10 protein-coding genes are annotated in these 14,041 nt (G+C 64.5%); 5 read left to right on the top strand and 5 right to left on the bottom strand.

Annotated elements, in window-relative coordinates:
- Positions 1–10: 10 nt before the first annotated feature.
- From HWX22_RS26345 to HWX22_RS26325, 5 genes are all read right to left on the bottom strand, one after another.
- On the bottom strand, positions 11–316 hold the full coding sequence (locus tag HWX22_RS26345) for a hypothetical protein (protein ID WP_175916701.1): 306 nt from the start codon (positions 314–316) through the stop codon (positions 11–13).
- Positions 317–859: 543 nt separating this feature from the next.
- The gene (locus HWX22_RS26340; protein WP_175916700.1) at positions 860–1,114 is read right to left on the bottom strand and encodes a hypothetical protein; all 255 of its coding nucleotides are present in this window, start codon (positions 1,112–1,114) and stop codon (positions 860–862) included.
- The gene (locus HWX22_RS26335; protein ID WP_175916699.1) at positions 1,111–5,649 is read right to left on the bottom strand and encodes an RHS repeat-associated core domain-containing protein; all 4,539 of its coding nucleotides are present in this window, start codon (positions 5,647–5,649) and stop codon (positions 1,111–1,113) included. The genes HWX22_RS26340 and HWX22_RS26335 overlap by 4 nt, the downstream gene beginning before the upstream one ends.
- A gap of 64 nt (positions 5,650–5,713) precedes the next feature.
- Positions 5,714–8,449 (bottom strand): type VI secretion system Vgr family protein, encoded by a 2,736-nt coding sequence (tssI, locus tag HWX22_RS26330; RefSeq protein WP_175916698.1) that lies wholly within the window; start codon positions 8,447–8,449, stop codon positions 5,714–5,716.
- Positions 8,450–8,466: 17 nt separating this feature from the next.
- Positions 8,467–8,718: a PAAR domain-containing protein gene (locus tag HWX22_RS26325; RefSeq protein ID WP_082725317.1), complete on the bottom strand. Its 252-nt coding sequence runs from the start codon at positions 8,716–8,718 to the stop codon at positions 8,467–8,469.
- Between the two features lie 258 nt (positions 8,719–8,976).
- On the opposite strand from HWX22_RS26325, the gene HWX22_RS26320 reads away from it, so the two are divergent.
- From HWX22_RS26320 to HWX22_RS26300, 5 genes are all read left to right on the top strand, one after another.
- Positions 8,977–9,981, top strand: a complete 1,005-nt coding sequence (locus HWX22_RS26320) for an ABC transporter substrate-binding protein (RefSeq protein WP_059690698.1) — start codon at positions 8,977–8,979, stop codon at positions 9,979–9,981.
- Between the two features lie 121 nt (positions 9,982–10,102).
- On the top strand, positions 10,103–10,900 hold the full coding sequence (locus HWX22_RS26315) for an ABC transporter ATP-binding protein (protein WP_059531344.1): 798 nt from the start codon (positions 10,103–10,105) through the stop codon (positions 10,898–10,900).
- A gap of 24 nt (positions 10,901–10,924) precedes the next feature.
- A complete protein-coding gene (locus HWX22_RS26310) occupies positions 10,925–11,782 on the top strand; it encodes an ABC transporter permease (RefSeq protein ID WP_107938093.1) in 858 nt (285 codons plus the stop codon).
- Positions 11,783–11,855: 73 nt separating this feature from the next.
- Entirely contained in the window at positions 11,856–13,223 is a 1,368-nt protein-coding gene (locus HWX22_RS26305) for a sensor histidine kinase (protein ID WP_175916697.1), read from the top strand.
- A gap of 12 nt (positions 13,224–13,235) precedes the next feature.
- Positions 13,236–13,913 carry a response regulator gene (locus HWX22_RS26300; RefSeq protein ID WP_059531350.1) on the top strand — a complete coding sequence of 226 codons (678 nt, stop codon included), beginning with the start codon at positions 13,236–13,238 and terminating at the stop codon, positions 13,911–13,913.
- Positions 13,914–14,041: the final 128 nt, after the last annotated feature.

Genomic DNA, 14,041 nt, shown 5'->3' with positions numbered 1-14,041 from the left:
TCTTAGTTCGTCAGAGTGGTTCAATGGGTGTGTTGAGTTTCATATCTTTTTTTGAACCTATCAGATATTTATCCAACTTTAACGCCTTGATTTCTTCGAGTGTCGCCGCTCGCCACTGCCACGCTTCATCCCAACCAAGCCAATTGGCATGAGAGGCACTTTCTTCCATACATGCATTAGCCATATCAGCCGTACAGCTATCAAACTGCGATGAATACCCTATAACACGACCATCAGACAACTTAATCAAATGCAGCTCATCGCCATGCCCAAACCCGGCATCATATGCCGCAACCACGTAATATCTTTCTTCCATAAAATCCTCACTTAGGAAACGACGTGACCACCTTATTCGCCCCGCCCGGGCTAGTCACGATTCGAACGCTATCCAGTATCGGATGTCCCGCCGCAGCCCCTGGAATCCCTCCCTGCAAACCCACTTCCGGATAAGGAATGTCATAAACCAAGTTACCGTTTGGCCCCACGGTTGGAGAAACCCCTTTGTTGAACTGCCTTATCCCATGCCGCATTGGTTGTTGCAATCGGATCGTCAGTAAAAACGCCGTGTGGGACTTGCCTATTAGGTATGTCCTCTCCATGTCGCATCACATGCTCAGGTGCGGTTTCTCCTGTCCTTGGATTGGCCCTTGACCAATCCAAGCATCCACAAGCCGGAGGCGTTTTAGACGTCAGACCCAGAGGATCAATCCAGCTTATCGGATTCGGCGCGTACTGGAATACGTTGCTTCCGCGAGTGGGCCAATCGGGTCCTTGCCAATGAACCGCCCGAGTTCGGATCGTAATACCGATACCTGTTATACAGCAAAGATCACTTCATCGGCCCTTGCTGGATCGACTTCTACGCGCAACTATCGCAAGAAAGAAAATATTCAAACCTCTTCAGATCAAATTCCTCCCTCACGAAGGGTGCGAGCTGTAGCGCCTTATTAGCATCTATAGCATACTCATCGCACATTGGATCATCAGCACCATCCAAAAATATCTTCTGAAGCAAATTAAGAGTGGGTGCGCTTGAAAAAGAAATATCCCTCACATGCGCATCGCCATCCTTTTCAAAAACCGAAATATAGCGATATACGTTTTCCTCACTCATGGCTCAATCGTCCTTGCTGGGTCAACTCCCTTGCCAGATATAGCTTCGCCCGTCTCGGGATCAAATGCACCCATGTGCTTTCCTCGCTTGTTGTACATTTCAACTTCGCCGTGCTGAGAGTCCCACTCGCAAATGCATCCGTTTGCTCGCTTCCAACGCTTTCGTAATCCGCCGCCACCTTGCACCGGCGTCTTCGGTTTTACGCGCACGGCATCCGGGAAGCCGGGCAAACTCGATGGCGCAGGAATGTACTTGCTCAATCCAAGTGGATCGATCCATTCGATCGGGTTCGGCGCGTATTGGAACGCATTCAAGCCACCGGCCAGCCCGATCGGATCCTTGCTAACGAACCGCCCACTACCCGGATCGTAGTACCGATGCCGGTTGTAATGCAGCCCCGTCTCGCGATCAAAGTACTGCCCCGCAAACCGCAGCGGATTCGCGATCCCCGCCTTGCGCGCCGCCTCGCTGATCACCTCCTGCGCTTCGCCCCACGCCTGATAGCGCGCCGACCACGCCAGTTCACCCGCCTCGTCCGTCAACTCCTGCGGCGTGCCGATCTGATCACAATGGTAGTACGCCAGCGATGTGAGCTCCGGAGCTTCGTTCTCCCCATCCCCCAACACCGCCGGCCCCGTCACGCGCAACAGCGGCGTGAAGCTCCCCGGCTCATACACAAAGTGCGTCGTCTCGCGCTTGTCCCACGACGTCTCATACGCCAGCGTATCGCCGTCCCAGCCGTACAACGTCAGCCCATAGCCGTGCTCCTGCTTCAGCCGACGCCGCTCCGCATCCCGCCAGCCGCTGCCCGCGTTCATCAGATGCGGCACTTGCGGTTCCGTCAGCTTCGCGATGCGCCGACCCAGCGCGTCGTACACATACCGCGCCTCCATGTGCCGGTTTTCCGCCGTCACCAGCCGGCCCAGGCTGCTCCACCCGAACGTCGTACGCTCGCCGTTGCGCTTGCGCGCCGTCAGGTTCCCTTGCTTGTCGTACGTGTAGTGCGTGCCGGCATATTCCTTCAGCAGGTTGTCCAGCAGCGGCGCGGCCGGCCTCCCGCCGAGCGCGCCAATCCCGTGCACATCTCGCTCCGTCGCGTCCACGATATTGCTCGCCGGATCGAACGCAAACGTCTCCACGCCCAGCGACGACTGCGCGCGCGTGAGCCGGCCAATCGGGTCGTACGCGTACTGGATCTCGCCACGCCGCATGTCCGCAATCTGGGTCAGTTGACTCGCCGCGTCGTACTGGTAGCGGCGCTCCGCCACCTTGCCGCCCGCGCCCTGCAGCGTCTGCCGTGCAAGCCGGCCCGCCTCGTCGTACTGCGTCGCCTGCTTCAGCCCGTTGCCGAGTTCGCGCAGCGTCTCGCGGTGCGCGTCGTCCCGCTCGACATTCGCGACGCTCCTGCCGTCGAGCACGAGGCCGTGCACGTGCCCCGATCCATACGCCAGCCAGTCGAGCCGGCGGCCATCCGGACGCATGGTCGCAATCCGTGCATCCACCGCGTCGTACTCGTGCCGCCACACAAACTCGTAGCTTTCGCGCTCGACCGCAAGGCTCAAGGTTTCGCGCTCAAGGTTGCCGACCGGGTCGTAGAAGCGTCGTACGGTCGACTGACCGTTCTTCGCCTGCAGCAGCCTGCCCAGCCCGTCGTACTGGAACGACTCGCGCTCGATCTTCACCTCGCCCTGCGGCTTCAGGAACACCTGCCCCCGATCGGTGAACTGCGCCGGCCAGCCCTGACGTTGGGCAAGCCGTCCCATCGGGTCGTATTCGAACGCCTCCATGACGTCGCCATACAGGCGATTCGTCACGACGCCGCTACCTGAATGGCGGAAGTACTGCGTAACGCGTTCGTCGAAGTCCGTCTCGCTGACAACGCGCCCGACGCTGTCATAGCCGAACCGGTACTCGCGTCCGTTCTCGTTGCGCAGCAGCGTGATCCGTCCCTGCCGATCCCAGCCGTACTCCACCGCATCGCCGTTGGCATGGATCCGCCGGGCCGGCAGGCCGGCTTGCGTGTAGCTGTAGCGCGTTTGCCGGTTCAGTGCATCGGTATGCGTCAGCAGCCGCCCCTCGGCGTCGCGCTCGAACGTCTCGCGACTGCCGTCCGGATGCCTGACCCACGCAAGCTGGCCTGCCTCGTAGCCATACCGCGTCGCCTCGCCCGCCGGACTCTGCTGCTGGATGATCCGTCCTCGCTCGTCGTATTTCCACGTCGAGGTCTTGCCCGAGCAGTCCGTGTAACTGTCGATCTGCCCGTCGTCGCGCCACGCAATCCGCCGTGTCCCGCCCTTCGGGTCGGTGATCGCGATCGGCAGGCCCGCGCGGCCGTACTCGTACTTCGTCACCCGCCCGAGCGGATCGGTCGCCTCGGTCACACGGCCCTTGCTGTCGTAGTACCGCTGCCAGCGATGACCTTCCGAGTCCTGCAAGCCGATCATGTCGCCACCACGGTCGTAGACGTAATATGCGGTCCGCCCGTCCTGCTGCGTATGCGACGTCAAATGCCCTGCGTCGTCCCACGTGAACGATTCCTCGGTGCCGTCCGGGAACACGTGACGCGTCACGTGCCTGGCGACATCGCGAAAGAACCATTCCTCGGTCTGGTCCGGATACACGATCCGGTACACGTAGCCGTCGATGTCGTAGTACTGCTGCGTCGTATGACCGAGCGCATCCGTGACGAAGGTCAGTCGCAAACGGTCGTGCCACGTCAGCCGCGTATCGAATGTGCCGTCGTCCGCCCACTCGCGCACCGCCTTCGCGTCCAGGTGCGTGCCGTCCCATTCGAGGTTCGTCCCGCGTCCGGCTCGGTCCGTGTAACGCGTAACAAGGTGGTGCGAATAGGTGTAGCTCCACGACGCGTCGTTCTCATCGGCTGCTTCGACCAGATCGCCGGCTTCGTCGTAGCGATAGCGTGCAAGCGTGCGGATCACCGCACCCGCATCGTCGATCAACGCGACGCGCGTGATGCGGCCGGTCGCGTCGTGCGTCACGGTCGCGGTGGTCTCGCCCGCATCGATCGTTGCGAGAAGACCATTCGCCCAGGTCAGCGCCACCACATTGCCCGAACGGTCCTCGATCCTGGCGAGGACGAACCGGGTGCCGTATCGCTCGTAGGTCTCGATCAACGTTTCGCCGCGCACGACGCGGAGCCGGTCGCCCGATTCGCGCGTGATCGTGCACGACTCGACCGGGTCGCGATGCGGCTGACCCGGTCTCAGGGCCGGATAGACGAGGCTGCGCCCCGACGCATCGTGATAGACGAACGCGTCGCCTTGCGCCTCGAACGCCGCGTGATAGGGCGATGTCCAGCGCGGACCGAACGGCCCCTGCTCATCATGGGCACCGAAGTTCGAGCGATAGGTTCGTATCCATTCGATCGGAACGATACCGGGCAGCACGAAATCGGTGTGCGTGAACGATTCGTCTCCAAGCGCGAGCCCGATCGCGCCGCCAACCCGCGCAGGGGGCTGGCCGGGCTTGCACCTGCAGCCCGGACCGGGCTTGCGGGCGTTTGCCTGCTCGGAGACGTTGGTGACCTGTTGTCCGCCTTCCTTGCGTTTCGCCTGATTCGACTTGCGGCTGTCGACCGTCGCGAAGGCATGACGCTTCACCTGAAGCGCGCGGATCAGGACATTGAGCAGGTACATCACCGTGCCCACGTCTTCGCCGGCCAAACCGTGAATCCGCCGCTTGACGTCCGGAATACTCGCGCGGATATCGGCGGCCAGCTCGTGGATCGCCGCCCTGGCTTGCGCCGGCGTCAGCGATACGAGCACGTTCGCTTCGGCTTTCGCGCCGGCCTTGTACACGTCCCACACCGCGCCAAACAGGTTACCCAGTGTTTCGGCCGGCTCATGCAGCAGCGCGTCGGCCGATACGCGCGCCACCTTCCGCCGTGCAGAGGCCAGATTCTCGTTCGGGTCGGTCAAGCGTCCCGACGCCAACGCGTCGAGCCCGTTCGCCAACTGTGTCAGGCGCTTCTCGGCCTCCTTGCCCGCTTCGTTCAGGAGTTCAGTCAGCCGGTTCTTCGCCTCCACGACGAACGGCTCGAGATCCCCCATCAACGTGGCCGTGAAATGTCCCGCGATGATCGTCACCGATGCCGTGGCGAGATCCTTCGCGCCCTGCCGGACCTTCTGGCGCACCAGCCCCAACGTCGGACGCAATGACATGCGCGCGGCGGCCGTGCCGGGCGGCACCGGCATCACGCCGATCAGGTTGATCGCCAGATTCGCCCAGTCCAGCATTTGCTCGATTTCCTCGGCCTTCGAGCGGGGTTTGATGCTGCGATTTTGGATCAGCTTCGAGATGTCGCCACATACGTCGACAGCGGCGATGATATTGCCCAGCACCGGCAGGGCGCCCGACACTTCCTTGATGCGGCCAAGCGTTATGTATCCGCCGCTGACCGACCGCAGCCAGTTATCGAAGCTGGACGCTCCGGCCTCGAGATCCGCGAAGTGAACGCGGTCGAGCGGCACGATCGCCGCGTCGATGGAAGGAAGGGAGTGCGATGGATTGGCCATGTTGTTCTTGGTGTTGTTCTGCGTATTCGAAATCGGGCGTCAGACGCGGCGACGGCGGCTCAGATCAGGCCACGCCTTCGGGCTGCCATCGGGGTGGTCTGAGATAGCTGGACATGACCCACGAGTCATGCGAATCGCGTTCGTATGTCACCTGGGTCGCACCCGGGGCCAAACCACTCACGACCGCTCGGCCCGACGCATCAAGCGTGCCGCTATGCTTGGCACCCAGGCTGTCGGTGACCGTGAAGGTGCTTTTCTCGACCGGCGCATCCGTCACGTAATGGCGCAACACTTCGAGCTGGCCCGGCCCGGACTTCGGGAATGGCGGGAAGCCCCCACCGGTCCCCTGCGGTCCGTCCGTCTGATGGCTGCCCGCATGGATCGTGTGCGCGCCTGCCGTGCGCACCGTGTAGCCTTCGTCGCTGATGCGCACTTGGGTGCTGCCGGCGTGCAGTACGATTTCCTTGGCCGCGTGGAGCTGGATGCTGTCCGCGGTACTCATCACGCGAATCGACTGCCTGGCTTTCAGGTCGATGCCGTCGGCCTGCGCTTCGATGCGTACCTTCCCGGCGGCCGCGACCAGCGCCATCCCCGCCTTGTGCACGAACAGCGAGAACGCGTTCGACACGCTCGCGAACAACGATTGCCCCACTGCGAGCGCCACGTGACGGCCGCTCGTCACGGCAACGTCCTCGTTGCTCGCCACGTGAGCGTTACGCTCTGCCGCCACGCTGACGCCTGCCGCGCTCGCCAGCACCAGATCCGGTTCCTTCAACTCCGGGAAGTCGTTCTCGCCCGCCGGCACATCGCCCCGAATCGCATCGTTGCGCGCCTTGATCGCCTTCGCGACTTCGCTCTGATCCGCGCCGAGCTGCTGCGCCTCGTGCTGCTGCGAGAGACCAGACAGGCTCTCCTGCAGCTCACGCGCTCGCGTTAATCGTCCCAACCCCGCCTTGACTTCCTTCGCCTGGCCGGCACCGTTCGGCTGGCCGTCGGTCGAGACGACTAGCCCCATCAGCGCGCGCACCACGCCCCAGTAATCGGTACGCAGATCGAAGCCCTTTCCGCGCGCGTCTGCCCGGCCCGTCTTCCGCACGATGCGCCGGAGGTTGCCCAGGGCCAGCACCGAGCTGCCGGCATCGCTCGCAATCTGCGTCTGGATCTGCCCTTGCGTATCGTCGATCGCGACATGGCCGGATGCCGTACCATGGAACTCGCGACCGCGCAGCACCGCGACCGCCTGGTTCGCCGGCTGGTCCAGCGCCGGTTGCCGGAAAGCGTTCACCAGGCTGCCTCCGATCACCGGGAGGTCCGGATCGCCGTAGTAGTGCATCACCGCCACTTCGTGGCCGATCCGAGGCAGGAGCGTCGCCCCCATGTCGCCGCCCTGCCACGGCGACAGCACGCGCAACCAGATGCCCGCGTGCTCGTCCAATTTGCCTTGGCGGTCCCACTTGAACTGGACTTTTACCCGACCATAGCGGTCGGTCCAGACTTCTTGTCCGGCCGGACCTACGACGATTGCCTTTTCGGGGCCGCTCAGGCGCGGTTTCTGGACACTACGTTCGAGCCGGAACGGCTCATTCGCGGGTAGCAACTCGAACTGCGCTTCGCACCGATACGCTTGCCCCGCGCCCGAGCGATCCCCCACATCCTCGATGTCGAGCCGGCACGACACCACCAAATATTCGCGATTCGCCGCCTGCTGCGGGTAGCCAGTCAATGTGAAAGTGCGGCCGACCGTCAATCCGCGGAGATTACCTCGACCGTTGGCGCGCAATCCCGCGCAGCGCCTCGCTTCGAGTTGCACGCGCGCGAGGTGCCGCGCCTCCTGCTCGGTGTGATTGGCTTCTCCCGTGAGGCCGGATGAGCCCGCCAGCGGCTGGCTGTAGTCTCCCCAGTCGTAGATCTCGCCATCCGCGCACGAGGTCTCGCTCTGGCTCTCCTCGGTGACGGTGAGATTCGCGCGCGGCCGCGTGTAGTCGTAATCCACCACCGTCACGCTGCCCGACGTCAGCCGGCTCGTCACCGACAGCGCATGGATGTGTTCCTCATCGATTCGCTTGCCGTCAGGCGACAGGTAGCGCACCGTCTCGTAAGCCGCGCCGTGCGAATGGTGGCCACCCACCGTATCGCACAACACGAGCCGCTGGTGGCCACCGTCGTGTTCGATCCACCACCAGATGCCCCATTCCTCCCACAGCCGCTGCAGGAAGGCCCAGTCGGTCTCGAACGCCTGGCGCTGCACGTCGCGCTTCGGGTAGAGGCCGTGGAACGCGCCGGCCAGACGTTTGTCGACCGGGTACGGGTACTTCGCAAGCACCGCGTCCGTGATCTCGACCACGCTCATGTCCTGGAAGATCCGGCTGTCCTGGGTGAGCGTCGCGCGATACAACCAGGGCCGCAGTTCGAGTTCGTACAGGATCGAGTGGCGGTCCGCGCCCGCGACCCGCGCCTCGGTAACCAGCGCCGTGATCTCGCGTATGCCTGCGCCGATGTTGCCGAGCCCCGCATTGCCCGCGAGACCGGAAACAAATTGCCCCTTGCCCTCGAGCTGGATCGAGACGGTCACTTCCGTGCCGACTATCTGATCCAGATCCAGATTGGCGGTGACGCTCGGCGAGAACGCGTATGCATCATCGGTACGCAGCGTGACGAGATAGCGGCATGTGTCGATGCGACCGATCGCTTCGGTGCCTTGCAGGCGCGCCGGAGCAAACACCGGCAAACCGTCAACGCCATAGGTCGGCAGCGCCGCACCGGAAATCGCCAGCGTGCGGGCTTGATTGAGTGTTGTCATTGACAATCTCCCGTCGTTCACGCGCCGATTACGGTGGCGCCGCAACCGGTCTTGTCGCCGAGATAACCCACGCGTCGACCCCGATGCGTGCGCGGGCCGCTCGCCAATAGCGGGAAAACGCCACCACATTTCGGGCAGATCACGCCGTGGCCGTCCAGCGATACGGCAATCCCACGGTGCTTCAATTCGTCGGTTGCTTCGACAACTTTGCCACCGTGGTCGGTCACGTCACCAAGACGAACCATGTCGCGGCCCAGTGCATCTCGCATGACAACGCGCCTCGTAAGAGAAATGAAATATTTCTCTTCTACCCAACTTCAAAACGACACGCAATTTTTGAGATGAAGTCACGTGCTGCGGCCACAAACTCCGGCGCCTCCGAGTCCCCTCGCTGTCATAGGTTGCTGGAAAACCCCTAAAGGAATCGCCAGACCGCGAAAGGTAGCGGAAGGTTTCGTCTCCCTATACTCGTCAGGACGATGCAGCAAGCATCGCGCCAAACGAATACAACGAAGGAGACGACCCCGATGCGACCCATCCTGCGCACCCTCGCCGTTGCAGCCAGCCTGAGCTGCGCGCTCGCCGCTCACCCCGCCTTCGCCGACGACGGCGGCAAGGTCACGATCATGGTCGGCGGGATCGCCAAGCTGATCTACCTGCCCGCGCGGCTCACGCAGGAGCTCGGCTACTTCAAGGCGGAGGGGCTCGACGTCGAACTGCTGTCGCAGCCGGCCGGCGTCGATGCCGAGAACGAGCTGCTGGCGGGCGCCGTGCAGGGCGTCGTCGGTTTCTACGACCATACGATCGACCTGCAGAGCAAAGGCAAGGAAGTGAAGGCGATCGCCGTGTTCGGCCAGGTGCCGGGCGAGGTCGAGATGGTGTCGACCAAGGCCGCCCCCACCTTCAAGTCGATGGCCGACGCGAAAGGCAAGACGCTCGGCGTGACGGGCCTCGGCTCGTCGACGAGCTTCCTCACGCAATATCTCGCGCTGCAGCACGGGGTGACGTCGACGCAGTACACGATGCTGCCGGTCGGCGCCGACGCGAGCTTCATCGCCGCGATCAAGCAGGGCCGCATCGACGCCGGGATGACGACCGAGCCGACGGTGTCCGCCCTCGAGAAGATGGGCGACGCGAAGGTGCTGGTCGACCTGCGCACGCTGGAAGGCACGCGCGCCGCGCTCGGCGGCACCTATCCGGCCGCGAGCCTGTACGTGCAGTCGGCGTGGGCCGATTCGCACAAGGCCGAAGCGACCAAGCTCGCGCACGCGTTCGCGAAGACGATGCAGTTCATCCACACGCACAGCGCGGAGGAAATCGCCGCGAAGATGCCGGCCGACTACCAGAAGGACAAGGCGCTGTATGTGTCCGCGCTGAAGGCGTCGCTGCCGATGTACACGGCCGACGCGAAGATGCCGGCCGACGGCCCGGCGACGGTGCTGAAGGTGCTGTCGGCGTTCAACCCGTCGGTGAAGGGCAAGCACATCGACCTGGCGCGCACCTACACCAACGATTTCGTGAACGCGAAGTAATCGAGAGCGATACAGGCGCCCGCGGCGGCGATCCCGCCGCCGCGCGTTCCCCGTTCCGGCCCGGTTGACCGGCCCGGCGTCGCCACGATGCGGCGCCCTCCTCACCCGCAGGACGAATGCGATGAATCAGGCAGTTTCCCCGAGCACACCGGCGATCGAGTTTCGCAATGTGTCGTGCCGCTTCATTTCGCCGGAAGGCAAGGCCACCGTCGCGCTGCGCGACTTCAGCATGAACGTCGCGCGCGGCGAGTTCATCGCGATCGTCGGGCCGACCGGCTGCGGCAAGTCGACCACGCTGAACCTCATCACCGGCCTGCTCAAGCCGGCGTCGGGCGAGGTGCGCGTGATGGGCCGCCCGGTCGACGGGATCGACCCGCGCATCGGCTTCGTGTTCCAGGCCGACGCGGTATTCCCGTGGCGCAACGTGATCGACAACGTCGCGGCGGGCCCGCTGTTTCGCGGCCGCTCAAAGGACGTCGCGTACGCGCAGGCCGAGGAATGGATCCGCAAGGTCGGCCTCGACAAGTTCACGAAGCACTACCCGCATCAGCTCTCCGGCGGGATGCGCAAGCGCGTCGCGCTCGCGCAGACCTTCATCAACCAGCCGGAAATCCTGCTGATGGACGAGCCGTTCTCGGCACTCGACATGCAGACGCGCACGCTGATGCAGGACGAACTGCTGCAGTTGTGGTCCGCGAACAAGGGCTCGGTCGTGTTCGTCACGCACGACCTCGAGGAGGCGATCGCGCTCGCCGACCGCGTGTTCGTGCTGACCGCACGCCCCGCGACGCTCAAGCGCGTGTACGAGATCGACCTGCCGCGCCCGCGCGTCACGTCGGAGATTCGCTACGACACGCGCTTCATCGAAATTTCCAAGGACATCTGGCACGACCTGCGCGAAGAAGTGCAGATCGGCTGACAGCAGCAAGGACAGGACAGGAGCATGACCGACATGACGCTTCCCCCCACCGCCATTCCGGCAACGTCGCTCGAGGACGAGTCGCGCGCCGCTCAAACCCGGCTGCGCCGCCGCCGGCAACTGATCATCGGCCTGCGGATCGCCGTGCTCGTCGTCGTGCTGGGCGGCTGGGAACTCGCCGCGCGGCTCAAGTGGATCGATTCGTTCTTCTTCTCGCAGCCGACGCTGATCTTCGCGCAGATCCAGGACTGGTTCGTCAACGGCACGTCGCAGGGGCCGCTGCTCACGCAGGTCTGGGTGACGCTCGAGGAAACCACGATCGGCTTCCTGATCGGCTCGGTCGCCGGCGTGATCTGCGGGATCGTGCTCGGCCGCAACAAGCTGATGGCCGACGTGTTCGGCCTGTACATCCAGATCGCGAACTCGATCCCGCGCGTCGTGCTGGGCTCGGTGTTCGTGATCGCGCTCGGCCTCGGGATGGCATCGAAGATCGCGCTGGCCGTCGTGATGGTGTTCTTCGTCGTGTTCGGCAACGCGTTCCAGGGCGTGCGCGAAGCCGACCGCTACCTGATCGCGAACGCGCAGATCCTCGGCGCGTCGCGCCGGCAGATCACCACGTCGGTCGTGATCCCGTCCGCGCTCTCGTGGATTCTCGCGAGCCTGCACGTGAGCTTCGGCTTCGCGCTGGTCGGTGCGGTCGTCGGCGAATTCCTGGGTTCCAAGCAGGGCATCGGCCTGCTAATCTCCACCGCCCAGGGCGCGTTCAACGCGAGCGGCGTGTTCGCGGCGATGATCGTGCTGGCCGTGGTCGCGCTGGCCGCCGACTATCTGCTGACCTGGCTCGAGAAGCGCCTGCTCAAGTGGCGCCCCGCCGCGTTCTGAGCAGCGCACGCATCGGATCACACGCCCGAACCGCGCCGGTTGCCCCGGCGCGGTTCGGCATTGAGGAGAAGGAATGGCGCACAGCCTGCGCGGGCGGCTCTTGTGGTGGCTGCTGCTGCCGCTCGCGGTGTTCGTGCTGATCGCGGGCGCGATGTCGTACGACACCGCGCGGACCACGGCCGGGCTCGTGCAGGACAGCGCGCTCGTCGCGTCCGCGCGCACGATCGGCGAGGACGTCGAATGGCGCGACGGCTATCTCGCGGCCGACGTGCCGCCCGCCGCGCTGGAGATCTTCGAGTCGCCGTCGGCCGATTCGGTCTACTACAAGGTGATCGACAGCCGCGAGCGGCTGCTCGCCGGCAATCCGGCGCTCGCCCTGCCCGAACGGCACGGCATCGAGCCGACGCTGTACGACATGGCAGTCGACGACGTGCCGCTGCGCGCGGTGGTCTACGACCGCCAGCTGTACAACGAGGGCAAGATCGAGACGGTCACGGTGGTCGTCGCGAAAACGACGCGCTCGCACGATGCGATGGTCGCGACGATCTGGCGTCCGCAGCTCGTGCGCCTGTCGCTGATGCTGGTGCTCGCGGTCGTGCTGGTCTATCTCGGCCTCACGCTCGAGCTGCGCCCGCTGATGAAGCTGAAGGACGACGTCGCCGACCGCGGGCCAATGGAGCTGGAGCCGATTCGCCCGGAGCGGCTGCAGCACGAGCTGCGGCCGATCGTCGACGCGATCAACCAGTGCATCGCGCGGCTCAATACGCACACGGCCACGCAGCGCCGCTTCATCGCCGACGCCGCGCACCAGTTGCGCACGCCGATCGCCGTGCTCGATACGCAGATCCAGTATGCGCGGCAGCGCGAGCACAACGATGAGGAACTCGCGTCGGTGCTCGACAGCATGCAGCGCAGCAGCCGCAAGATGGCCGACGTGACCGACAAGCTGCTGCTGCTCGCGCACGCGGAAGCGACGCCGTCGACGCTGCTCACGCATCGCGTCGATCTCGCCGCCGTCGTATCGAGCGTGCTGGAGGAAACGATCGTGCTCGCGCAGCAGCGCGACATCGACCTCGGCGCCGATCTCGGCGAACGGCTCGACGTCGCGGGCAGCGACAGCCTGCTGACCGCGCTGGTGATGAACCTCGTCGACAACGCGGTGCGCTATACGCAACCGGGCGGTTGCGTGACGGTCGCCGCGCGGCGCGACGGCGACGCCGTCGTGCTCGACGTGGTCGACAACGGCCCCGGCATTCCGGCCGAAGCGCGGCCGCACGTGTTCAAGCGGTTCTACCGCGTGTCGGCCGACACCGAAGGCTCGGGCCTGGGTCTCGCGATCGTCCGCGAGATCGCGCAGGCGCACGGCGGCAGCGCGTCGCTCGCGCCGGGGCCCGGCAATCGCGGTATCGTCGTGACCGTGCGGCTGCCCGCATACGCCTGAAGAGAAGTCGCCATGAAACTCCTGCTGGTCGAAGACAACGCCGAACTCGCGCACTGGATCGTGAACCTGCTGCGCGGCGAGGATTTCGCGGTCGACTGCGTCGGCGACGGCGAACGCGCGGACACGGTACTGAAAACCGAACGCTACGACGCGGTGCTGCTCGACATGCGGCTGCCGGGCATCAGCGGCAAGGAAGTGCTCGCGCGATTGCGGCGCCGCAACGACAACGTGCCGGTGCTGATGCTGACCGCGCACGGCTCGGTCGACGACAAGGTCGACTGCTTCGGCGCGGGCGCCGACGACTACGTGGTCAAGCCGTTCGAATCGCGCGAACTGGTCGCGCGGATCCGCGCGCTGATCCGCCGGCAGGCCGGTGTGGGCACGACACAGCTCGTATGCGGCGATCTCGTCTATGCATTCGGCACGCGCGAATTCCGTTGCGGCGACGCGGTGCTCGCGCTGCGCCGCCGCGAGCATGCGATTCTCGAAACGCTGATGCTGCAGCAAAACAAGACGGTGTCGAAGGCGCGGCTGATGGACAGCGTGTTCGCGCTCGACGACGAACCGAGCGCCGATGCGATCGACATCTACATCCACCGGCTGCGCAAGCATCTCGCGGGCAGCACGGCCGAGATCATCACGCTGCGCGGGCTCGGCTACATCCTGCGCGAGAAGAACGCGCAGGACTGACGGCCCCGCCTCCGGCGTCGATTCGTAGCACGTAACGTGTCGGCAGCCCGCGGGCGGCCTGCCGGGCTCGCGTCCGCCCGCCTGCCCGATTCGCGATTATTGCGCGTTCGGTGTTTTCACCGATCCGA

It is taken from the genome of Burkholderia sp. BCC1638, assembly GCF_902833195.1.
GTDB classification, from domain to species: domain Bacteria; phylum Pseudomonadota; class Gammaproteobacteria; order Burkholderiales; family Burkholderiaceae; genus Burkholderia; species Burkholderia diffusa.
Note: the sequence above shows the minus strand (reverse complement) of the source record. Positions and strands in the feature narration are given on the sequence as shown.